Origin of the sequence: Polyangium sp. 15x6 (genome assembly GCF_029960785.1) — a bacterium.
In the GTDB taxonomy this organism is placed as follows: Bacteria; Myxococcota_A; Polyangia; order Polyangiales; family Polyangiaceae; genus Polyangium.
Genome location: NZ_JASBQE010000047.1, coordinates 17,308 through 38,778, shown reverse-complemented (window position 1 = coordinate 38,778; position 21,471 = coordinate 17,308). Strand labels below are relative to the sequence as shown.

General features: G+C 69.8%; 22 protein-coding genes. 7 read left to right on the top strand and 15 right to left on the bottom strand.

Going from position 1 to position 21,471, the window contains the following annotated elements; translation table 11 throughout:
• Nucleotides 1–29: 29 nt before the first annotated feature.
• Complete coding sequence (locus QHF83_RS29760; protein WP_282421363.1) at nucleotides 30–1,493, bottom strand: anthranilate synthase component I family protein; 1,464 nt, start codon at nucleotides 1,491–1,493, stop codon at nucleotides 30–32.
• A gap of 81 nt (nucleotides 1,494–1,574) precedes the next feature.
• Between QHF83_RS29760 and QHF83_RS29755 the strand changes: the two genes are divergently transcribed.
• Entirely contained in the window at nucleotides 1,575–2,948 is a 1,374-nt protein-coding gene (locus QHF83_RS29755; protein ID WP_282421362.1) for a hypothetical protein, read from the top strand.
• 9 nt (nucleotides 2,949–2,957) lie between these two features.
• Here the strand turns inward: QHF83_RS29755 and QHF83_RS29750 are convergent, their stop codons facing one another.
• The gene (locus QHF83_RS29750; RefSeq protein WP_282421361.1) at nucleotides 2,958–3,860 is read right to left on the bottom strand and encodes a sugar phosphate nucleotidyltransferase; all 903 of its coding nucleotides are present in this window, start codon (nucleotides 3,858–3,860) and stop codon (nucleotides 2,958–2,960) included.
• Nucleotides 3,861–3,979: 119 nt separating this feature from the next.
• On the opposite strand from QHF83_RS29750, the gene QHF83_RS29745 reads away from it, so the two are divergent.
• A complete protein-coding gene (locus QHF83_RS29745) occupies nucleotides 3,980–4,477 on the top strand; it encodes a hypothetical protein (RefSeq protein ID WP_282421360.1) in 498 nt (165 codons plus the stop codon).
• 1 nt (nucleotide 4,478) lies between these two features.
• Here QHF83_RS29745 and QHF83_RS29740 read toward each other — a convergent pair whose 3' ends face one another.
• The 4 genes from QHF83_RS29740 to QHF83_RS29725 all read right to left on the bottom strand — a co-directional run bounded on the left by QHF83_RS29740 (nucleotide 4,479) and on the right by QHF83_RS29725 (nucleotide 8,587).
• The gene (locus tag QHF83_RS29740) at nucleotides 4,479–5,576 is read right to left on the bottom strand and encodes a hypothetical protein (RefSeq protein WP_282421359.1); all 1,098 of its coding nucleotides are present in this window, start codon (nucleotides 5,574–5,576) and stop codon (nucleotides 4,479–4,481) included.
• Between the two features lie 59 nt (nucleotides 5,577–5,635).
• Nucleotides 5,636–6,289 carry a DUF72 domain-containing protein gene (locus QHF83_RS29735; RefSeq protein WP_136929637.1) on the bottom strand — a complete coding sequence of 218 codons (654 nt, stop codon included), beginning with the start codon at nucleotides 6,287–6,289 and terminating at the stop codon, nucleotides 5,636–5,638.
• A 475-nt stretch (nucleotides 6,290–6,764) separates the two neighbouring features.
• Nucleotides 6,765–7,280 (bottom strand): hypothetical protein, encoded by a 516-nt coding sequence (locus QHF83_RS29730; RefSeq protein ID WP_282421358.1) that lies wholly within the window; start codon nucleotides 7,278–7,280, stop codon nucleotides 6,765–6,767.
• Nucleotides 7,277–8,587, bottom strand: a complete 1,311-nt coding sequence (locus QHF83_RS29725; protein WP_282421357.1) for a ribonuclease H-like domain-containing protein — start codon at nucleotides 8,585–8,587, stop codon at nucleotides 7,277–7,279. The genes QHF83_RS29730 and QHF83_RS29725 overlap by 4 nt, the downstream gene beginning before the upstream one ends.
• Before the next feature lie 131 nt (nucleotides 8,588–8,718).
• Here QHF83_RS29725 and QHF83_RS29720 point away from each other — a divergent pair, with 131 nt between their 5' ends.
• Nucleotides 8,719–9,042, top strand: a complete 324-nt coding sequence (locus QHF83_RS29720; RefSeq protein ID WP_282421356.1) for a hypothetical protein — start codon at nucleotides 8,719–8,721, stop codon at nucleotides 9,040–9,042.
• On the opposite strand, the gene QHF83_RS29715 is transcribed toward QHF83_RS29720, so the two are convergent.
• Together QHF83_RS29715 and QHF83_RS29710 are read right to left on the bottom strand one after the other, a co-directional pair.
• Nucleotides 9,015–9,827 (bottom strand): SAM-dependent methyltransferase, encoded by an 813-nt coding sequence (locus QHF83_RS29715; RefSeq protein ID WP_282421355.1) that lies wholly within the window; start codon nucleotides 9,825–9,827, stop codon nucleotides 9,015–9,017. The genes QHF83_RS29720 and QHF83_RS29715 overlap by 28 nt on opposite strands.
• Nucleotides 9,828–9,845: 18 nt before the next feature.
• A complete protein-coding gene (locus QHF83_RS29710; protein WP_282421354.1) occupies nucleotides 9,846–10,754 on the bottom strand; it encodes a helix-turn-helix domain-containing protein in 909 nt (302 codons plus the stop codon).
• A 20-nt stretch (nucleotides 10,755–10,774) separates the two neighbouring features.
• Here QHF83_RS29710 and QHF83_RS29705 point away from each other — a divergent pair, with 20 nt between their 5' ends.
• Entirely contained in the window at nucleotides 10,775–11,281 is a 507-nt protein-coding gene (locus tag QHF83_RS29705) for a J domain-containing protein (RefSeq protein WP_282421353.1), read from the top strand.
• A gap of 339 nt (nucleotides 11,282–11,620) precedes the next feature.
• On the opposite strand, the gene coaE is transcribed toward QHF83_RS29705, so the two are convergent.
• The 6 genes from coaE to QHF83_RS29675 are packed head-to-tail and all read right to left on the bottom strand — an operon-like array spanning nucleotide 11,621 to nucleotide 17,983.
• Nucleotides 11,621–12,235, bottom strand: coding sequence for a dephospho-CoA kinase (gene coaE / locus QHF83_RS29700; protein ID WP_282421352.1), 615 nt, complete (start codon nucleotides 12,233–12,235; stop codon nucleotides 11,621–11,623).
• A 1-nt stretch (nucleotide 12,236) separates the two neighbouring features.
• The gene (locus QHF83_RS29695) at nucleotides 12,237–12,806 is read right to left on the bottom strand and encodes an NUDIX hydrolase (protein WP_282421351.1); all 570 of its coding nucleotides are present in this window, start codon (nucleotides 12,804–12,806) and stop codon (nucleotides 12,237–12,239) included.
• Nucleotides 12,803–13,453 carry an isochorismatase family protein gene (locus QHF83_RS29690; protein WP_282421350.1) on the bottom strand — a complete coding sequence of 217 codons (651 nt, stop codon included), beginning with the start codon at nucleotides 13,451–13,453 and terminating at the stop codon, nucleotides 12,803–12,805. The genes QHF83_RS29695 and QHF83_RS29690 overlap by 4 nt, the downstream gene beginning before the upstream one ends.
• Nucleotides 13,454–13,465: 12 nt before the next feature.
• The gene (locus QHF83_RS29685; RefSeq protein WP_282421349.1) at nucleotides 13,466–14,851 is read right to left on the bottom strand and encodes a nicotinate phosphoribosyltransferase; all 1,386 of its coding nucleotides are present in this window, start codon (nucleotides 14,849–14,851) and stop codon (nucleotides 13,466–13,468) included.
• A 31-nt stretch (nucleotides 14,852–14,882) separates the two neighbouring features.
• On the bottom strand, nucleotides 14,883–16,235 hold the full coding sequence (locus QHF83_RS29680) for a cation:proton antiporter (protein WP_282421348.1): 1,353 nt from the start codon (nucleotides 16,233–16,235) through the stop codon (nucleotides 14,883–14,885).
• Nucleotides 16,217–17,983 (bottom strand): glycoside hydrolase family 15 protein, encoded by a 1,767-nt coding sequence (locus QHF83_RS29675; protein ID WP_282421347.1) that lies wholly within the window; start codon nucleotides 17,981–17,983, stop codon nucleotides 16,217–16,219. Before QHF83_RS29675 ends, QHF83_RS29680 begins: the two co-directional genes overlap by 19 nt.
• A gap of 213 nt (nucleotides 17,984–18,196) precedes the next feature.
• On the opposite strand from QHF83_RS29675, the gene QHF83_RS29670 reads away from it, so the two are divergent.
• Both QHF83_RS29670 and QHF83_RS29665 read left to right on the top strand, forming a co-directional pair.
• Nucleotides 18,197–18,691, top strand: a complete 495-nt coding sequence (locus QHF83_RS29670; protein ID WP_282421346.1) for a MarR family transcriptional regulator — start codon at nucleotides 18,197–18,199, stop codon at nucleotides 18,689–18,691.
• A gap of 5 nt (nucleotides 18,692–18,696) precedes the next feature.
• Entirely contained in the window at nucleotides 18,697–19,083 is a 387-nt protein-coding gene (locus tag QHF83_RS29665) for a hypothetical protein (RefSeq protein ID WP_282421345.1), read from the top strand.
• 370 nt (nucleotides 19,084–19,453) lie between these two features.
• On the opposite strand, the gene QHF83_RS29660 is transcribed toward QHF83_RS29665, so the two are convergent.
• The gene (locus tag QHF83_RS29660) at nucleotides 19,454–20,068 is read right to left on the bottom strand and encodes an SRPBCC family protein (protein ID WP_282421344.1); all 615 of its coding nucleotides are present in this window, start codon (nucleotides 20,066–20,068) and stop codon (nucleotides 19,454–19,456) included.
• A 240-nt stretch (nucleotides 20,069–20,308) separates the two neighbouring features.
• Here QHF83_RS29660 and QHF83_RS29655 point away from each other — a divergent pair, with 240 nt between their 5' ends.
• Complete coding sequence (locus QHF83_RS29655; RefSeq protein ID WP_282421343.1) at nucleotides 20,309–21,460, top strand: hypothetical protein; 1,152 nt, start codon at nucleotides 20,309–20,311, stop codon at nucleotides 21,458–21,460.
• Nucleotides 21,461–21,471 lie beyond the last annotated feature (11 nt).

Genomic DNA, 21,471 nt, shown 5'->3' with positions numbered 1-21,471 from the left:
GTCAGCACATAGTCTTACATCAGAGCACATCAAGACGCCGCGAACGTCCGATTTGCCGCTTTTTCGAGTTGCAGGGCCTTCCAGCGGGTCTCTTCGAGCTCGCGGGCGGGGTCGGAGTCGGCGACGATGCCGCCGCCGGTGAAGTATTCGCCCTCACGGCCCTGGAGCACGACGGTGCGGATGGCCATGGCGAGGAGGACGCTGCCGTCGTGGGCGACGTGGCCGAAGCCGCCGGTGTAGAGGCCGCGGCGGGCGCTCTCGAGGCGGGCGATGACCTCCATGGCGCGGATTTTGGGCGCGCCGGTGACGCTGCCGCTCGGGACCATGGCGGAGAGCACGTCGTGCCGGGTCGCGCCGGGTCGAGTCCACGCCCCGAGCAGGGCCTCGCGGTGGTGGATGGTTCTGTGCGTCACCACACCGGGTCCGTGGAGGACCTGGACCGATCCCACGGCCGCGACACGACCGAGATCGTTACGTTCCACATCCACGATCATCGTGAGCTCTGCGTTTTCCTTGGGATCCTGGTCGAGCTCCTGAACGAGCGCAGCGTCTTCGCGGGCGTCTTTTCCGCGCGGCCGTGTGCCCTTGATAGGACATGTGAACAATCTGCCGAAAGGTACCGAATTCAGGATGGATTTCCGTCGTGGATCCCCTCCCCGATCAGGCCGATTTCGACCCTCTCGCAGGTTCGACATGAAGGATCGCAATCCATCTGCAGGAAACTCCCTGCCTTCGGGGAAATACCTCGTTCGCGCTTCGAGCAAGAGCTCCGGTGAGGTGGACACGACGGCCAGATCACGACCGAGGTGCAGGCACGCGGCGAACGGAGACGGCGCAGCGGCGCTCAGCCGGCGGTGCAGATCGAGCGGCTCGCCCCGCACGAGCGACACGAGGAGCCGTCGCGCCAAGTTGACCTGGTAGAGCTCCCCTCGGGCAATCAGCTCCTTCGCGGCGAGGATCCGTTCGAGGTGAAGCCGTGTCGGTTCCGCATCCGCGACCTCGACCGCGAACGGTCCCCGCCCCCCCGGTGCAGGCGTCGCGAGCAGGCGCCGCGCGAGCGCCTCGACGTGGTCGTGTGTGACGCCCACCGCAAACACACGCCCCTCGGCATGGTCCACGACGACGACGGCCGGGTACCGGAGCCAGAGCGGTCGTTCGAGCATCGCCCGCGGCCGTCGATCGCCCTCCCGCGGGGTCCAGCCGGGGCGTTCGAGGTGCCGGTGTCCCTCGTAGGGCAAGACGCCGATCCAGCGGGGCACGGACCGGAACGTGCCCGCCGCGCCGCCGAACGGAAAATCGGGGTCGTCGGCAAGCGGATCGAGGGCGCTCGACTGGCGGTCGGGGTCACACGCGACGTACGAGAACCGCGCGTAGGGGCCGGGGGTGCGGTCGGCTGTGTGGAGCAGGGCGAGGCGGTCCGCGCCGGCAGCGCGAAGGCGATCCGCGAGGGCAACCGGATCGGGCGCGAGGGGGAGCTGTCGACCGACGAGCACGGCGAGATCCTGCTAGCACGGGGCGCGCGCGGCGCGGCGGCGAGATGAAAAGCAGCCGGGCTCGGGGTACGCTCGCGCCGCGTGAGCGCTCGAATGGACCAGCGCGCTGGGTGGCTCGTGATCGCGGCGCTCCTCGGGAGCGGATGCAGCGAGGAGCCGATCGAGCGGACGTTGCAGATCGTGACGGGCCACGAGGCGGACACGTTCTCGGCCGCGCCCGCCGTGACGAAGATCCGGATCGAGGCGAAGACGGCGAGCGGGACGACGTTCACCGCGGAGACGACGCCCGGCGGGACGTTCGATCTCGGCGAGGTGCCCGAAGACGAGCCGCTCGGTGTCGAGGTGACAGGGACCACGGCCGAAGGGGCGACGGTCGTGCGAGGTCGGTCGCTCACGGGGATCGTGCCCAGCGCGTTCGTGCGTGACGTGCCGGTGTTCGTGCAACGCGTGGGCAAGTGGGCGCGGCCGCCGGGGGAGCTCGTGCGGGCGCACGTGGACGCGCCGGGGGCGGTGATCGGCGAGCAGTTCCTGGTGACGACGGGCGGGAGCGCGGCGGCGGGCGCGGACGGCGCGGGGGACGTGCGGCTCGGAGATTGTTACGATCTGCTCGGCTGGGGGCCGGCCGTGATGGCCGCGTTTCCGCTCACGGCGCGGACGATCGTGGGACGGCCGAGCGGGATGATGCTCGTCGGAGAGGCGGGCGCGAGCGCGGTGGACGGGAGCGGAACGTACGCGGTGGCGTGGCCGGAGAGCGCGGGCTCGTTCGCCGACGTGGCCGGAGGGCTCGTGGTGGAGTCACCGTCCGGCACGAGTTACGTGGTGGGGGCGACGCGAGCGGAGACGGCGACGGACGAGGTGCTCGCGGTGAGCTCGAGCGGCGCGCTGTCGGTGCTGCGGCTGTCGGCGGCGCGGAAGGGCGCAGCGGCGGCGTGGGCGCCGGGCGTGGGGCTCGTGGTGGTCGGGGGAAACGCGAGCGCGACGGGGTTCGAGGTGCTGCCGGAGGGCGGGACGGCGTTCGTGCAAAGGGACATGCCGGCGGACGGGATGGAGGGCGCGGCGGCGGTGGTGGCGGGTGATGGAAAGATGGCGCTCGTCGGCGGGATCGACGCGGCCGGAGCGGCGGCGAAGGTGCGGACGTGGAGCCCGAGCTGCACGTCGGGATGCGCGACCCAGGAGGTTTCGGGCGCGACGCTGCCCGTGTGGATCACGCGGGCGCAAGCGTTTTCGCTGGGAGGATCACGCGTGATCGTGGTCGGGCACGAGCCGCTGCCGCCGCGTCACGTGCGGGTGTTCGTGATCGATCTGAGCGGGCCGACGGTGGAAGAGCGGCCGCTCCGGGAGCCACGATCGGGCGCGACGGTGGTGGCCGCGCCGAACGGGACGCTCTCGATCCTGGGCGGGGTGCTCGAAGACGGCTCGCCCGCGCTGCACGTGGAGACGTTTTTCCCCGACTGATCGATTCGTTCAGACCCGTACGATCGTTCCGCTCCCGAGGACGATCGCGCGCTCGAGCGGCGCTTCCACGGCGGCGCCGGGACAGGCCACGACCTCGCGAAGCTCGCCCCGCCCTCGCACGGTCACGCCGTCGCCGAGGATGACGCTCGCGAGGGAGACCTCGGGATCGACGTGCACGTCCTCGCCGCGCCACGATCCGAACTCGGCGAGCCAGTGCATGCTCTCCTCGAAATAAGCGTGGGGCGTGCCGAGGTCGCAGAAGCGCGACACGATCGCGCTCGCCGCGACCCGCTCGCCCGCGCGGAGCGCCGGCAAGTACACGTCCCCAACGAGGCAACCCTCGCTGGGCAAGCGTGCGCGCGCCACCTCGCCGAGGATCTGCACGCCGACGAAATCCGCCCCCCGCACCTCGCGACCAAACGTCTCGCCGCGCAGCCGCACGATCGAGCCATCCTCCCCGAGGCCCACGGTACCCTCCCCGACCCGCATCTTCTCGGGATCCCGGAACGCAACCGCGAGGGTGGCGATCGCGCCCTTGGCCTTCGCGCGCGCGTGGGCACCCTCGAGCGCAGTGACGGAGAACGTCGCGAGGATGTCGCCATTCCACACGAGCACGTCCCCCGGCCCGAGCGCGGGCGCCGCCGCCGCGACGCCCCCCGCGGTGCCGAGGATCTTCGGCTCGTGCACGAGGGTCACCCCGATCGGGGCCCCCAGGAACAGCCGCCGCTCGAAGCGCTCCGCGAGGTGGTGCGTGTTCAGCACGACCCGCTCGACGCCGGCGGCGGCGAGGCGATCGAGGATGTGAAAGAGCAACGGCTTGTTGCCGAACCAAACCAGGGGCTTGGGCATCTCGTCGGTGATCGGCCGCAAACGCGTGCCGAGGCCGGCGCAAAGGATCATCGCGGTCGTCATGGCCTCTTCCGGCTCGAGCAGCGCCCTGGACGGCCACACGTTTCCGTCGGGGCGGCGCTTCGGCGCGTAGCTTTGCCGAAAGCTCGACGCATGGCCAAGAGCCATGCTACCCGACCGCCGTGCGCCTGCGCCCCGGACCCCGCCATCTCCTCGCCGCAGCCCTCGGCCTGCTTGCCGCCACGGTCGCCAGCGCGTGCGGTACGGACGCCGTGGGGATCGACGCGTGTCGGGAGATCGAGACGGCGCGGTGCGAAGCCACGCAGGCCTGCGGCGCCACCGAGGCCGAGGCGACGTTCTGCATCAACCTCTACCGCGATCAATGCCTGCACGGGATCCAGAACGACGTCGAGCCCAGCGCCGACGCGACGGCCCGCTGCGTCGAAGCCGTGCGCGCCGTGGCCGCATGCGCGCGCGCCGGCGCCGCGACCATGGCCGACTGTCCCGCCGAGCCGCTCATCGCCGCCGCGGATCCCGCCGCGATCGCGCCGTGCCTCGTGATCACGCGCAAGCCCGAGCAGCTCGCCGACTGCGCGTTCGTCGTGAAGCCCGTGGACGCGGGCACGACGACCCCCGCCACGCCCGACGCGGGTGACGGGGGCGACGCCGCGGACGAATGAGTCAGGGGTTCGGCGGCGGCGGGCAGCCGAACATCTGGAACGAAGCGATCGGATCGGTCTCGGGCGGGCAGCCCATCGTGTCGGGGTTCGGATCCTTCGGCATGCCGAGCTGCGCGGGATCAGCGTCGAAGCCGGCCGCGAACGAGACCGCGTTGCAGGGCTTGTTCGGCTCGGGCGGGCCGGTCTGCACGTCGAGGCCGCGGCAGAACGCGTCCTGCGTCGCGCCCCAGAAGATGTTGTCGGTGCAGAACGGCGTGCCCGTATCGTCGCGGAAGCTCTGCACCATGCGGAAGAGCTCGATCTGCGGGATGCGACCGGCGATGAGCCCGTCGCGCAGCACCCAGCGCCCGAAGTCGTCCTTCAGGATCTTCGCGGTGATCGTGCCGGAAGAGAGGTTGATGTGCAGCCGCGTGTTGCCGCCGGCGACCGCGATCCCGCCCGTCGGCGCCGAGATCACGAGCGTGCCGTCGGTGACGTAGGCGTCGTTGTCGAAGTACTTCGGCAGCCCGTTCTCGAGCGTGCTCGTCGAGATCGGCCAGGCGTCGTTGCCGTCCCACGCCGGCGTCGCCGCGGTCCCCTCGCTGCCGTACCAGGCGACGCGCACCTTCGAGTCGTCGAGCTGGCCGTTGTAGTCGCTGACGTGGAAGACGATGCCCCAGTTGCCGAGCTCGGCGAAGAGGCTGTACCGCTCGGAGAGGTCCTGCACCTGCAAGGCAAGCTCGACGAGGTTGAACAGCGCAGGCATCTGGTTGTCCCGCCCCATCGCCTTGTCGCAGCTCAACTTCTCGGGCTGCCCCGCAGGCGGGATGCACGACCGCTCCTCGCCCTGGCAGCTACAGAACCGGTCGAGATCGAGCCCGAGGTCACCGCCGTCCTTGTCGGTCTTCAGCCGGAGGACGCGCAGCGCCACGACGAACTGTTCTTCAGGCTCCGCGTCGTTCGGCGGCGTGGGCGCCGGAGGTCCCGGCACCGAGGCATGGCCGCAGAGCTCCGCGGGTTCAGGCGGAGGCGTGAACGTCTCGAAGCCTTCGAGGGCACAACTCGACGCCAGCACCACGGTCGGCGCGAGCATGAACAAGCAAGCCAGCCAGGCGCGCACGATGACAGCCTAACGCAAGCCCCCGCCCGCGAGAAGCGGCCGCCCGCGAGGCACGAACTTTAGAGCTTCAAGGCCTTCTTGAAGCGCTTCGCGTCCGCGAACATGTCGACGTTCGTGAACACGTACGTCGCATCCTTGTGGTGTCTTCCGCCGCGGGCAATGTCGGCGAGCTTCTCGATGGCCGGGTCCTCGTAGCGCGACTTGTGGCCCGCAGGTCCATGCAGCCGGTAGTAGCCCGTCGGGAGCTTCGAGAGGCCCGAGACCAGCGGATCCCGCGCCGCGAGGGCCCCGACCTCCTGCGTGAGCTCGTCACACTCGTCAGGATCCCACCCAGGCGCAGGCTCGTAGACGACGCGGTCGAAGCGCGAGCGGACAGCGTGGAGGAACTCACGGAGCATGCCCTTGTTGGTCTTGCTGGGCGCAAACTCGGGCGGGGCAACGAAGACCGCCGTCTTCGCCTCGAGCTCCTCCGCGACGCCCTCGAGTCCCTTCAGCGCCGTCTCGATGACCTTGCCGTCCCGGAACCCCTCCTGCCCCACCTCACGCGGACCAAGCAACGCAAACCGAAACCCCTCCGGTGCCTCCCGCCGCCACCGCCGGATGGTGCCAGGGCCAGGCATGGACATGTGGGTCTCCTGAACCTCCACGAACATGAATTCGCGGAAGTACCGCGTCGCTGGGACGGGAAAGCCGGCGCAGCCGACGGTAATCATCGCTCCCCACGGTAGCGTACGCGCCGCTGTTTGTCATTGCTGGAGAAAGGCCCCGCCCCGAGGAACCCGCACACGGGTCGAGCCCAGTGGGCAAACCCCCAGGCGGAGGCGGAGGCGGAGGCGGGGCGTCGCCCCGCACCCCAGCAGGGGGCTGTCCGCCCCCTGCACCCCGGACCAGGCACGGCCTGGACCGAGGGCCGAGAAACCGCGCGATGCGCGGTTTCTCGGACGGGCCCGTCGCAAGACCAGGAGCGGTGTTGCCAGCCGAGACAGCAGCGCTGCCCCAGCTCGAGCAGGCACGTCGACGCTGCGGTTTCGACTGGCAAGACTGTCGCCGGTCTTGACCTGGCCCGTTCGATGAACTGCGCATCGCGCAGTTCATCGACCACGAGTCCAGCGCTTGCGCTGGTCCGGGTCCAGGGGTGGACAACCCCTGGTCGGGGTCCGGGGTGAAACCCCGGCGCTACGCCGTGGCTCACTCCAGAGCTCGACGCACGAGTAGCGCGCCGAGGCGCTCGGCTGCGCGGCGGAGGGTTTCTTCGCGGGTTGCGTGGAACGCTGTGGGGTCGTCCTGTCGGGCGGCGAATTCGCGCACGGTGAGGTCGGGGCCGAGACGTTCGGGGGGGGCGTCTTTTGTGCGACGCATGAAGGCGCGGGCGCGGAGTGTGAAGACTACGGAGCGTGCGAGGGGTGGGCCGTCTCGGGTTTCGACGCCTAGCGCGGCGCCGCCTTCCTCCACGCGTACGAGTTCGACGACGAGGGCTGGGCATCGTGTGTCGGTGCGGGGATCACATGAGGCGAGGAGACCTGTGGCGGCCAGCTCGGCGCGTGCGCCGGCGACGACGCCCTCTTCGGCCACGGCGGATGCGACCACGCCGGGTGCGGGTAGGACGGCGAGTGGGCTTGCGGAGGCTGCTTCGGCGCCCACGACTCGGTATCCACAGCTCGGCGCTGCGAGGAGCGCTGCGAGCGCCAGGACGAACCTCTTCACGGCCTCTTCTCGATCTTGCGCCGGAGCCGCGCGCGACGCTTCTCCGTGGCTGCTTCTGCTTCGCCGGTCCCTTGCTCGACGAGCGCGAGCGCTGCGGCGAATGATTTTACGTGGTGCTCGTAGAGCTTTGCGAGCTCCAGCCGCACCGAGGAATCGTCGATCTCCTCGGCGAGCGCCTCGTAGTCGAGCAGCGCGCGCGCCTTGTCTCCGCGTGCCTTTGCGATGTCGCCGCGGGTCCGCTTCGCCAGCGCCCCGCCGCCTCGCACGACGGCGGCCTCTGCTGTCTCGGCGGCGCGATCGAGCTCGCCTGCGCGACGCAGCGTCTTTGCCACGCCGGCGAGATCTGCGCCGGGCAGCCCGCCGTGCATCGGCTCGCCGTAGAGACCCACGAGCGCCACCATCGACAGCACGTCGTGCTCGTTGTGCGTCACCACGCCGGAGAGCGCGCCCTCGTCCGACGTCCGCAGATAGTGCATGTAACAGGCGACCACGTCTGCGCCGCCCACGTCGCCTACCCGCTCGCGCCCGAGCACCTCGCTCTCGATGGCGGCGAGCGTGCGGCTCTTCAGCCGATGGCCGTGGATGCGACGTGCGACGTGCACGAGATCGAGGTGCGGCAGCTCCCGCGGCGGCGACATGCGGTTCATCACGAAGCGCGCGCGGAGCAGCGGCATGTCGAAGGCTTTGCCGTTGAACGTCACGATCATCGAGGCCTCGTCGAGCCTGCGCGCGAGCAGCTCCAGGATCGGCCCCTCCTCGCCGAGCCGCCGGAGCAGCGCTTGCTCCAGGATGAACGCGCCTTGGGCCTCGTCGTAGAACGACATTCCGAGCAGGAACGCGACCGTGCCCGTGCCGCCCTGGAGGCCCGTGGTCTCGGTGTCGATGAAGAGCGCGCGCCGCGCGTCGCAGGTCGCGAGCGCGGGATCGAGTGCGAGCAGCGAGAGCAAGCCCGGCTCCGCGTCTCGCGCGGCGACGAGCGGCGCCCGGCCGACGCGCGCGGCGGGCGGCGTGCGGTCGCGACGCACGTAGAGGGGACCGCGCGTCGTGTGCTCGACGAAGAATGGAAGCTCGGTGCGCGTGGGATCGGGCCGCGGCGCGGTGGGCGCGGCTTTGCTGATGATGCGGGCGATCCGATCGCGGAGCTCGTCGAGCGACGGCTTTGACTTGAGCGCGGCCGCGGCGTTCTCGGGGACGGGAACGGGCTCGGGGGCCGGAGCGGCGGGCGCGGGCGCGGGTGCGGCGACAGGCGCAGGCGCGGCGCCAGGCATCGGCGGCAAGCGGGCGAGCTTGGATGCGAACGAGGCCATGCGCTCCCGGGGCTCAGGCTGCCACGACGAACACTGAACATCAAGACAGGCACCCAAAGGACGGGGTCACGTTCCACAAGGGCGGGGTCGCGTTCCACAAGGGCTCGGTCGCTTCCCGCAAGGGCGGGACGATGTTCCGCAAGGGCGGGACGATGTTCCGCAAGGGCGGGACGATGTTCCGCAAGGGCGGGACGATGTTCCGCAAGGGCGGGACGATGTTCCGCAAGGGCGGGACGATGTTCCGCAAGGGCGGGGTCGCTTCCCGCAAGGGCGGGACGATGTTCCGCAAGGGCGGGGTCGCTTCCCGCAAGGGCAGGACGATGTTCCGCAAGGGCGGGGTCGCTTCCCGCAAGGGCAGGACGATGTTCCGCAAGGGCGGGACGGCTTTCCGCAAGGGCACAGTCGCTCCCCGCAAGGGCACAGTCGTTCAGCGTTTGTGGGCTTCCACGAGGTAGCCGCGCGGGACACCGGGCACGCCCGGCGGCGCGGCGGGAAAGGGCCAGCGACCCCACGCATTGCCGATCACGCTCGCGTCCGTGATGTCAGCCTGGAAGCCGTGCGCGGCGGCGAGCGAAGCGGGGTCGTCGGTCGCGAAGATCCACGGCGCGCCGAGCTCGCGCATGTAGCGGAGCACGGACTCGCGCATGACCGAGAGGAGCGCTTCGCCGACGACGTCGTAGAGCAAGACCGAGCCCCGGGCCGAGAGGCGACCGATCCGCTCGAAGAGGCCATGCACGACGCTCGCCTCGAGATACTGCAAGAGCCCTTCGGCGAGCCAAGCCGTAGGCGCGTTCGGATCGAGGCCCGCAGCGAGGAGCACGGCGGGCCAGTCTTCGGCGAGATTCACGGCGAGCGCGCGCCGATCACAACGAGGCTCCGCCGCGGAGAGGCCGCGCGCCTTGGTCTCGATCATCGCGCGTTGATCGAGCTCGAACAACCGCGCATGACCGTGAAACGGGAGGCGATACGCGCGCGCGTCCATGCCGGCGGCGAGGATCACGAACTGCGTGATGCCCGCGTCTTGCGCGCGGAGGAGGGCCTCGTCGTAGTAGCGCGTGCGCACCTCGATGATCGGAATGGAAGCGCCGGTGGCGGCGCGGTAGTCGCGCAGCGCGGCGCGTCCAGCCTCGCCTGCGAGGTCGTGCGCGAAGGGGTCTTCGAAGAGGCGATCGCCGCGGGTGGATTCCTCGGCGCGCATCGCGGCGACGAGCAGAGCGGTGGTCTCGACGGGATGGTCCATGCGCAGACCGTGCCGCGCTCAGGCGGTGGGATCTTGGATATTTTTGCCGCGCAAGGGCACGTGGTTCGGGCGCGCGTATTCGCGCGCGAGATACTCGCGCGGGCTCATGCCGGTGAACGCGCGGAAGTCGCGGTTGTAGTGGGCCTGGTCGAAGTAGCCATGCTCGGCGGCGATCGCGGCGCCGCGCGCGTCGCGCGCGCTTTCCAGATGTCGCAGCGCCGCCTGGAAACGTCGCACGCGCCAGTAGCTCTTCGGCGCGAGCCCGACCTGGTCGCGAAAACGCGCGATGAGCTGGCGCGGCGACAGGCCGGTGCGCGCGTTGACCTGCGCCACGCTCTCGAGCCACGGATCCTCGAAGGCGCGGAGCGCTTCGGCGACAGCGGGATGGCGCTCGAGCGGTCTCCGCGCGCGCTCGCGCAAGCAAGCGTCGAGCATCGCGAAGCGTTGGGTTGGCGTGGCGGCCTCGGCGAGGCGTTCCCGCAGCTCGCGCGCGCTCGGGCCCCAGAGCGCTTCGAGCGGGACCTGCACGCCTTCGAGGTCACCAGCCGGAACACCAAGAAAAGGAAACGCGCCGCCCGGCTTGAAGTGCACGCCCATGACGGTGGTTCGTGGTCGCGGGCCGATGGTGACGAAGCCAGCAGCGGCGCCACTGAGCACGATGCCAGGCAGCGGCCCGAGCGGCGTCACGGCATCGACCGCAAAGAACTCGAGGCAATCGGCGTCGAGGTTGATGACGAGATCGAGGCTGCCAGAGGGAAGAGCACGCTCACGGGCCGCAGGCGCAGGGTCGCCGTCGTAGTGCCAGAAGCAGTCGACGAACGCACCCAGCGGAGCCCCAGGTCGGTACATCAACGACGGCATGAGCAAGAGCGTGGTCTCGCATCGCCGCAGCGTCGACCACGTGACAGCCCCCCACTTCGCAGCCATCCTTCGCGCCGAAGTCTCTCATGTCCGGCGTCGTCTCCATCACCACCACCAAGCGCCGTCGTTATCTCTGGTGCGCCTGGTGGACGGGCGAGCCCACGCGCACGCCCTTCCGCAAGCCAGACGCCTTCTCCGGCGGGGCCAAGACGCTCGAAGAAGCACGCAAGCAAGCCGAGCGCGCCGCCGGCCAGCCCCTGCGCGAGGTCGAAGCCATCTGGGCGCGCGCCTGGATCCGCGTGCAAGCAGGTCAGTCGCCGTGGGTCGAGTCCAAAGAACGCACCCGCCACGAAGAACCACCGCCCAAGGATTCACGACAGAAACGTCGCAGATTCGTGCCCTCCGTCGCCGAACCCGACATCTGCCCCTTCGAAGTCCTCGGCCTGCCAAAGACCGCCTCCCCAGACGACATCCGCCGCGCCTTCCGACGTCTCGCGCTGGAGACGCACCCCGACCAAGGCGGCAACGCAGCCGCATTCATCCGCGTCACCTGGGCCCGCGACGAAGCCACGCTTCGCGCGAGGCGCGTTTGAGTACGGAGGCGTCTCGCTGGGGCTTTGCCCCAGGCCCCACCGGGGCTATCCGCCCCTGGACCCGGACCAGCGCAAGCGCTGGACCCGGGGTCGATGAACTGCGCAATGCGCAGTTCATCGAACAGGTCGAGGCAAGACCGGCGAGCAGGCCTGCCAACTGAGACCGCCGCGCTGACATTTCGACCGGCAAGGCTGTCTCACCGGCCCGTTGGAAGAACTGCGCGGAGCGCAGTTCTTCCACCCCGAGTCCAGGGCTTGCCCTGGTCCGGGTCGAGGGGCGGACAGCCCCCGCGGGGTCCGGGGCAGCGCCCCGGCTCCACGTCCCCAGGTTGAAACCGCCTAGCTCTCGGCTGCCTTCGCGCGGATCGCGGCGAGTACCTCGTCGGCGCGCTGGATCGTTTGCTCCATCGTGCCGCTCGTGTCGATTACGTAGTCGGCGACCTTTACCTTCTCGGCGACTGGCATCTGCGCGCGGATTCGCGCGCGTGCTGCCTTCTCGTCGAGCCCGTCGCGCACCATCGTGCGCTGGACCTGCACCTCTTCGGGTGCGGTCACCACGACGAGCGGGCGGAAGGCGTCCTGCAGACCGTTCTCCACGAGCAGCGCTGCCTCGTAACATGCGAGCGGCTCGCCGCGCTGGGCGAGTTCTTGCGCGAGCATCATCGTCCGCGCACCGATGCGTGGGTGCAGGATCCGGTTCAGCGCGCGGCGCTTCTCCTCGTCGCCGAACACGATTGCCCCGAGCTTGCCTCGATCGAGCGTGCCGTCGTGCCGAAGCACGCCTTCGCCGAACAGTTTTACGATCTCCGTGAGCCCGCTCGTCCCCGGTGCGACGGCCTGACGCGCCACCACGTCTGCGTCGATCACCTGCACGCCTTGCTCGCGCAAGCGCGCTGCGACCGTGCTCTTGCCGCACGCGATTCCGCCCGTCAGGCCGAAGAATACGAAGGCCATTTCATCCTCGCGAGAGCGCCGTCTCGATCGCTCGTTGCGCCTCTTCGCCCGACATGGGTCGACCGAAGAGCATCGGCCCCAGCATGTCCGAGCTCGCCTCGAGCCGCGCGATCGACCGCGCGAGGATCTCGTCGTGATCGAATGCGAGTGGGCCCGCCTCCTCGCCGTCGGCCGTGAGCGTCACGCGACCACGCTCGTCCAGGCCGATCGAGAAGAACTTCGCGGCTCGCGCGTCGTCGCCGCCCTTCGCCTCGTCGCGCCGGTCGGCTGGGAGAATCGCGACGTGCGCGACGCTCACGACCCATCCGCGTGGATCACGGCCTGGCCGCGAGAACACGCCGAGCTCGACCATCGGCAGATCTCGAATGCCCGTCTCCTCCACCAGCTCGCGCGCTGCGCTCTCGCGCACCGTCTCCGAGGGCTCGCAGAACCCGCCGGGGATCGCCCATCGCCCCGCGAAAGGATCCTTGCCGCGCTGGATGAGCAGCACGGAGATACGGCCCTCGTCGTCGAGCGAGAACGTGACGACGTCCGCCGTCAAGCTCGGCTTCGGGTACTCCTTGTCGCTCACCGCATCACCTGGGACGACTTCGCGAGTTTCACGCCGGCGCTCTTCATCTCTTCCAGCGCACGCGCGACGCCCTCCTCCGTGATGCCTGCGCTCGCATCGGTGACCAGCGTCGTCGCATACCCGCGCTCCGCGAGCCCGAGCGCCGCGGCGCGCACGCAGTAGTCCGTGGCCACGCCGAAGACGACGAACGAGAGCGGCTCGTCGTACCGAGCGGCGAGCGCCTTCACGAACGGATCGGCGAGTGGATTCACGAAGAGGCTGTAGACCTCCTTCTCGAAGTACACGCCTTGCGTGGCGCCGCGGACGACCTCGTCCACGATCGGCGCGATCGGCGCGTCCGCGACGTTCGGCACGAACCGGAAGCGCGGTGGCAGCGTGCCGTCGACCTTCAGCCAGCCCGGCGTACCCTTCACACAGTGGTCCGGAAAGTTGGGCTTTTCCCCGTTCGGACCCGTGCCGCTGGTGGAGGCGAACTCCCACGCGTCCCAGGCGTGCGAGTCGACCGATCCGACGATCGGGATGTGATGCGCGACCGCGTACGCGACGAGCTTCCGCATCGCGTCGGTCGGCGATCCCTTCACGTAAAGCGAGCCGCTCGGTTCGCAGAAATCGTTCTGCACATCCACGTCGACGAAGATCGTTCGCATGATCCTTCCCTCCTACGTCGCTGCCCCCACGACCCGGGCGCGTACATCTTCCACGAGCTCGAGCAGTCGCGCGGAGGGCACGGCGCGGAATGGCTCGTCCGTGCGCTCCGTGGGCGGCGGCGCCTCGTCGAGCACGTGGAGCGCCTCCGGCAAACGCGCTAGCTCCCGCGCGACCCGCGCGCGCACCACGTCGAGCCCCTCGGCCGGCTCCGTGCGCGCTCCGTTCGTCATGCGCGGCACGAGCAACGCCTCGGGCTCTCCTTCGCCGAGCCCGCGCGGATCCTCGTCGGCCAGCGCGATCACGTCACGCGCGAGCACGCCCGCGCCGTCGACGAAGCGGTAGACCTGGTGCGGCCCGGGGAACGTGGCCTTGCCCTCGGAGAACTTGCAGATCGGGACGACATTCCCCTCCTGCTCGATCTCGACGAGCTTGTAGACGCCGCCGAGCGCGGGCGAGTCGATGCTCGCCACGAGATCCGTGCCCACGCCGTACAGATCGATCGGCGCGCCCGCGCGGCGCAACGCTTCGATCTTGTATTCGTTGAGATCCCCCGACGCGACGATCTTCGCCGACGTGCACCCGGCCGCGTCGAGGATGGGACGCACCGCGCGCGAGAGCGCGAGCAGATCACCCGAGTCGAGCCGCACGCCCTTCAGCTTGTCCTTGGCGATGCGCGCCGCGCGCTCGGCCCCACGGAGCGTGTCGTATGTGTCGATGAGCAGGATCGACGCGTTCGGGAACGTGGCGACGTAGTTCTCGAACGCCTCCTCTTCCGTGGCGTGCGCCATGGTCCAGATGTGCGCGGCCGTGCCCATGACGGGGATGCCGAAGCGCTTGCCCGCCTCCACGTTCGACGTGCCCACGAACCCCGCGGCGTACGCGCTGTGTGCCGCGTCCACGGCCGCCTCCGGGTGCGTGCGCCGCGTGCCGAACTCGATCACGCCCGCGCTCCCCGCCGCGCGCACCACGCGCGCCGCCTTCGACCCGATCATCGTCGCGTGGTTCACCACCGAGAGCAGGAAGGTCTCGACGATCTGCGCCTCGATGATCGGCGCCGAGATCCGCACGAGCGGCTCGTTCGCGAACACCACCGTGCCCTCACGGACGGCCGAGACGTCGCCCCGGAACCGGAAGCGCCGGAGGTACTCGACGAACGGCTCCGTCATCGCGTCGCGTAGCGCCGGGATATCGCGCAGGTAGCGAATCTCGTCCTCGGTGAAGGAGAGGTCCTCGAGGTAGCCGAGCAGCCGCTCGATCCCCATCGCGAGGAGGTACCGACGCCTCCGCGGCAAGCGGCGCACGAACATCTCGCACGTCGCGCGCCTGTCTTGCATGCCGCGGTGGAAGTACCCCGCGGCCATCGTGAGCTGGTAGAGGTCGGTGCGCAGCGCGTCCACAGATCGGTGTTACGAGCACCGCCTCGCAAGGTCAATGCGCGTCGGGGAGCGGCGTCTTCGGCGGCTTGGCCGCGCGCCGGGCCAGGCTCCACTCGAGCGCGGGCGGCGTGACCATCGTGGTGACGATGACCATCGCCACCACGGCCGAAAAGACCGCGCCGGAGACCACGGGCTTGCCACCCACGGTGAGCGACTGGCCGATGTTCGCGAAGATGAGCCCGACCTCGCCGCGGGGGATCATGCCGATCCCGATGCTCAGCCGATCGACCCCCTTGCCCACACCGAGCGAGCACGCCTGCTTGCCGACGATCGCCGCGCCCGTGAGCGCCGCCGCGAGCAGCGGCACGCCTGGCTGCGCGAAGGCGCCGAGGTCCGTGCGCATGCCCATGAGCACGAAGAAGATCGGTACGAGGAACGACGAGATCGGCTGGATGAGGTGCTCGAGGGTCGACTCACCGCGCAGGGTGAAGTCGCGGAAGTGCATGTCCTCGAGCACGAGGCCCGCGGCGAACGCGCCCACGATCGGGGCGAGGCCGATGAGGCCCGCGATCCACGCGAAGAGGAAGCAGAACGCGAGCCCGAGCGCGAGCAGGACGCCGCGGGCGCGCAGGCGCGAGGCGATGGAGAAGAGGCGCCGGGAGACCTTCGCGCCGATCACGAGTGAGCCGACGAGGAACGCGAGGGCCTTGCCGAAGACGATCCCGATCTCGCCGTAGCTCATCGAGCCGCCGCGATCGGCCGCGCCGATGATGCCCGTGACGACCGCGAGGATCACGAGCCCGAGCACGTCGTCGATGACGGCCGCGCCGAGGATGATGCGCGCCTCCGGGCTCTGCGATTCCTTCAGATCCTGCAGCACGCGCGCGGTGATGCCGACGCTCGTGGCGGTGAGCGTGGCGCCGAGGAAGGCGTGCACGTACGGGCTCGCATCGGGCAGGATCCACGCGCCGAGGAGCCAGCCGAGCGCGAAGGGCGCCACGACGCCGAGCGTGGCCACGAAGAAGCTCGTGACGCCCACCTCGAGCATCTGCGCGACCGTCGATTCGAGCCCGACCTCGAAGAGGAGGACGAGCACGCCGAGCCGCGAGAGCATGTCGATGCTCGCGTCCGTCTTGATCGGCTCGAACCCCGAGAACCCGAGCGCGCCGAGGTTGCCGAGCAAGACGCCGAAGACGAGCTCGCCGAGCACGGCCGGCTGGCCGATCCGGACCGCGAGATCCCCTCCGAGCTTGGCCGCGGCGAGGATCACGGCGAGGTAAAGGACGACGGCGCCGATGGGATCGGCATGCGCGCTCCCCTCCGAGCCGAAGGCGATCGAAGGAAGGAGCGCGCCGAAGAGGAGGAAGAAGAGGAGGAGGCTCCTCCTTAAAGGATGTCGGACCACGGTGGCGAGGACGCGAACGCTGCGTGGATGAGGCCCACGTGGGAGTAGGCCTGGGGGAAATTACCCCACATCCGCAGGTTTCGGGTCTCGTAATCCTCCGAGAGCAAGCCGACCGGCGAGAGCGCGGATCGCGCGCGGTCGAGCACCTCGCGCGCCTCGGCCTTGCGGCCCACGGCCGCGAGCGCCTCGCAGAGCCAGAACGTGCAGATGATGAACGCGACGCTCGTTTCGCCGAACTCGTCGCCGCGATAACGCATGAGCCAGCCGCCCTGCGAGAGGCGATCACGGATGGCGTCGATCGTGCCGTGCAGGCGTGGATCGTTCGGCGGCAAGAAGCGCAAGGGCGCCATCTGGAGGAGCGCGGCGTCGAGCTCCTCGCCGCCGTAGCTCGATACGAACGAGTTCAGATCCGGGCGCCAGGCCCTCTCCACGATCTCGGCGCGGATGCGCTCGGCCGCGGCGCGGTAATGGTTCGCCCGCGCAGGGCGGTGGCGCTCGGCGACGCGCGCCATGCGCTCGGCGGCGCAGAAACACATGAGGCTCGAGAAGGTCTGCGGGCGCGCGTCCGAGCGGAACTCCCAGATGCCCGCGTCCGGCGTGCCCGCCACCTCGATCGCCTTCTGCGCGAGCCGCTCCAGGAGATCGAGTCCGTGCGTCGATCGTTCGGCGACGAAGCGATCGTCGAGGAAGACGGGCGCGAGCGCGAGGACCATCTCCCCAAAGACGTCGTGCTGGAGCTGCGTGGACGCCGCGTTGCCGACGCGCACCGGGCCATGTCCTTCGTAGCCGGGCCAGGCGTCGAGGATGGACTCTTCGAGGTCGGGCGTGCCGTCGACACGATAGAGCGGGCCGAGCGAGAGCGAAGGCGCGGCGGATTCGGCGATGTTGAAGAGGTACTGGATGAACTGCTCGCGCTCCTCGAAGTGGCCGAGCAGCCGGAACGCCGCGAGCGCGTAGTAGGCGTCGCGCAGCCAGCAGTAACGATAGTCCCAGTTGCGGCCGCTGCCCGGCGCCTCGGGGATGCTCGTCGTCATGGCCGCGACGATCGCGCCCGTGTCCTCGAAGCAATGAAGCTTGAGCGCGAGCGCCGAGCGGATGACCTCTTGCTGGAAGAGCGGCGGGATGTCGCAGTGCATGACCCAGCGCTCCCAGTAGCGCTGCGTTTGCCCGAGAAAATGAGCGCAGGCCGTGGGGAGCGACTCCTCGAGCGGCGGGCCCCACGCGAGCACGAGGTGCTTTCTGCCCGTGAGCGCGAACGGGATGTCGGTGATGTACGAGAGCGGGATGTCCGTCGTGAGGCGGAGCGGGGCGCCGAAGCCCTCGTAGCGGATGTGGTTCGAGCCGACGAGCCGGCCGGGGGTGCCCTTGCTCCAGCCGAGCCGCGGCTCGCAGCGGACGCGGACGCGCGGCATGCCCGAGATCGGCTCGACGATCCGCACGATCATGGTCGGCCGGAAGAACCGATCATTTTGGAAGTAACGCGGCGCGAAGTCGAGCACCCGGAAGGCGCCGGAGGACGACCGGAAGGTCGTCTCGAGGATGTTGGTGTTCGGAAGGTATCGCTGCACTCCCGGCTCACCACCCGCCGGGCCGACCGTGAAGACCCCCCCGCCCTGCTCGTCCAGCAGAGAGGAGAAGACCGGCTCGGCGTCGAAGCGCGGCAGGCAACACCACACGATCGACCCCATGCGGTCTATCAGCGCGGAATATTGGCAGTTTCCGATGACGGCAAGATCCTCGAGTCGCACAGGGCAAGGATGGCCTGCCTGTCGTTGCCCCTCAAAAGAAAAACCGTCGGAGCAAAAAACGATCGTCCGTGGGGAACCTCGACGCGTTTCGTTCCGACGGGTCGTCTGGCGCCGCCGCGCGAGTCTCAGCGCGGTGCACCCTTCGACGATCTCGATCGACGGGGCGAGGTGGGCTAGCGTGGCTCGCTCGGCGGAAAGGGAATTGGCTCGGTCATGAGCGCAGCACCCAGCGAAAAGAGCGAAAAGAAGAAGCAGAAGGCGGACAAGTCCGAGAAGCTCGGCGAGGTCCTGGATTTCATGCGCCTGCTCTGGGCCGTGGATCACGCCCTGCAGTCGATGTCGAAGCGCATGGAGGCGTCGCTCGGCGTCACGGGCCCGCAACGCCTCGTGATCCGGATCGTGGGGCGCTTCCCGGGGATCTCCGCGGGCGAGCTCGCGAGCGTGCTGCACATCCACCCGAGCACGCTCACGGGGATCCTGAAGCGGCTCGAGTCGCGCAGCATCATCGGACGCAAGCCCGATCCGGACGACGCGCGTCGCGCGCTCTTCGAGTTGACGGCGCGCGGGCGCGAGCTCGACGGGCTGAAGATCGGCACGGTAGAGGCCACCGTACGGCGCTCGCTTTCGAAGCTCCCGCCGCGGAAAGTCTCCTCGGCCCGCGACGTGCTCGGCTCGCTCGCGCTAGCCCTCCTCAACGAGAAAGAGTAGGCCCCGTGCGAGAGCTCCGCGTCGCGATCGTCCTCTCCATGCTCCTCGCCGCGTGCGGCGGAGACGATATCGACCTCACGCCCCTGCCCGACGACGGGAGGTTCCGTCCGCCAGCGAGCGGCGAGCGCACGACCGAGGACGACGCGTGCAACACGCTCATCGACGCTCACAGCGATCGGATGCTCTCGCTCGGATGCGTGGGTTCGTCGCGCACGTGTCCGGGCTTTTTGCGCGCGGAGTTCAGCGCCGAGTGCCTGCAGTACGACAAGGGCAGCGTCGACGGTTGCCTCGAGTTCTACAAGGCGAAGGCGACGTGCGAGGACCTCATCCCAGCGCTCGAAGGCTGTGTGATCACGGCGTACACGGACACGGCGCCGGCCGGTTGTCCGTAGCGGGACGAGTCCCTCACCCCCAAGCATTGGTCTCGTCTGGGGCGCTTCGCCGGGGCGCTGCCCCGGACCCCGCGGGGGCTGTTCGCCCCTCGACCCGAACCAGGGCAAGCCCTGGACTCGGGGTGGAAGAACTGCGCGATGCGCAGTTCTTCCAACGGGCCCGTGAGAGAGCCTTGCCCGTCGAAAGGGCAGCGCGGCTGTCTTGATGGGCAGGGGCGCTCGCCGGTCTTGACTCGGCCTGTTCGATGAACTGCGCATCGCGCAGTTCATCGACCCTGGGTCCAGCGCTTGCGCTGGTCCGGGTCCAGGGGCGGATAGCCCCGGTGGGGCCTGGGGCAACGCCCCAGCGAAACGGCTCCCAGGGGAGCCTTCAGCGTTTTCCCTCCACGAACGATCGCATCGCGCGGACGCCCTTGCTTGCGCCCTGGAGGTTCTCCGTGTTGAGCAAGGTCGTGGGCAGCGGCAAGCGCGGCAAGAGGAAGAGCTCGAGTTCGAGCTCGGTGTGCGCTTCGTCGATCGCGCGCAGGCGCCACACCGCGTGGAAGTCCTTCACGTTGCCCTCCAGCATCGAGACGTCGTAGGTCTCGACGCCTCCCGCTGCTGCCACGAGTTTGCGAACGGCCATCCGCGCCCAGAAGCGCACCGCGCCGTGCAGCGCCGTGACCTCCATGTAGATCTCGCGATCACCGCTCTTCGTGCGGCCGAGGATCTTCGAGCGGCTGTAATGCGGCATGAACCGCGCGTAGTCGCCGAACGCGAGCACCCGCGCGCGCACGGCGTCGATCGGCGCGGCGACGATCACCTTCGCGCGCCCTCGCACGAGATCGGATCCCGGAATCGGGACCGCCACCGTCGTTGGGTTCGCCGTCGCGGGCGCCCCTCCCCGCGCAGGCTCTGCGCGCGCCTCCCCGCCCCCGAGGACCCCCACGAGCCCCAGCGCCCCGATCCACCGGAAGCGCCCCCCTCCGCGCACTCGATGCTGCATGCGATCGATTGTGCCCCAACAAACACATTCACGCACATTCGTGGTGTATGAACGGACGAATTCGTTGCCAGCGTACGGCGTGGCCGAGAGTTGGTGGCATCGCATACTGAATCGAATCTTGGCCGGAGGTCCGAGCGAGGGATGCGGGCGTTGAACCACGCACGAACCTCGCGGCGCGGCGTGCGCGCGCGGCGCCCCGGGCAGGCTGGCGCGTGATCAGGGGGGATACCTATGGTGCGGATGTCCTTGATGTTTGTGCTGGGGCTCGGAGCGGCGCTCGGGGCCCTCGGTTGCGGGAGCGACGAGGCGCCGGAGCCGTCCGGGGCGAAGCCTCCCGAGCCGCCGGCGACGACCGATGCAGGGCCGGGCGGCGAAAAGGCGGCATGCACGCCGCTCGGCGGGACGGTGGTCGTGAGCCAGGAGGACGGGACGACGCCCTCGATCCTGTGGGTGAACGGGAGCTACCTCGTCGCGTGGCAGACGCTCACGGGCGGGACGGAGGAGGTGCGGGTGGCGCGGATCGGCACGGACGGCAGTGTGTCGCCTGCGCACGTCGTGGCCACGCTGGCAGGCGTGCACGCGGTCCCCTCGCTGCAGACGACGAGCAGCGGGCCGATGATCACGTGGGAGGACACGGGTCCGTCCGGGCTCGTGATCCAGGCGCACACGCTCGACGCGGACGGGGCGCCGACCGGGCAGCCGATGCAGCTCGGCACGAGCGATGCGACGGAAGCACGCCCCGCGACGGCGCCGATGTCCGGCGGGCTCGCCGTGGCGTGGATGGAGACGCCGGGCGCGCGGCTCGGGCTCGTGAGCAGCGGGGGCATGAGCTCGACGACGGCGCTGCCCGGGGCGCGTTTCCCGGCGCTCGCGAGCCGAGGCAACGAGCTCGCCGTGGCGTGGAGCTCGGGCGCTGAGCTCTCGATCGCACGGACGACGGGAATGCCCGGAAGCTCGGTGACCGGGACGGTGGTGCGGACGGGCGCCGGCGAGGCGCGGCTGCCGAGCGTGGCGATCGACGCGAGCGGCGCGTCGATCGTCGCGTGGGAGGACACGCGCGAGGGAGTGGAGCGCATCTATCTCGCGCGCGCGTCCTCGAGCGGCGCGAAGCAGGGCGAGGTGCGCGTCGAGGACGCGGAGGGCAGCGCGAACTGGCCCATCGTGACCGTCATGGGCGAGCGCACGGCCGTCGCCTACTACCAGTTCCAGGGCGGTCCGCCCTCGATCTTCCTCTCGGTCTTCGGCCCGGATCTCGCGCGTGACGGCGCCACGCTCCGCGTCTCGGGCAAAAACGCCCGCTACCCGGCGGTCGCGTTCGCGGGGAGCGAGCTCGGCGTGGCGTGGTCCGAGAAAGACGCCGGAATCCGGATGCGCCGGGTCGGCTGCGACTGACAGCGAACGAG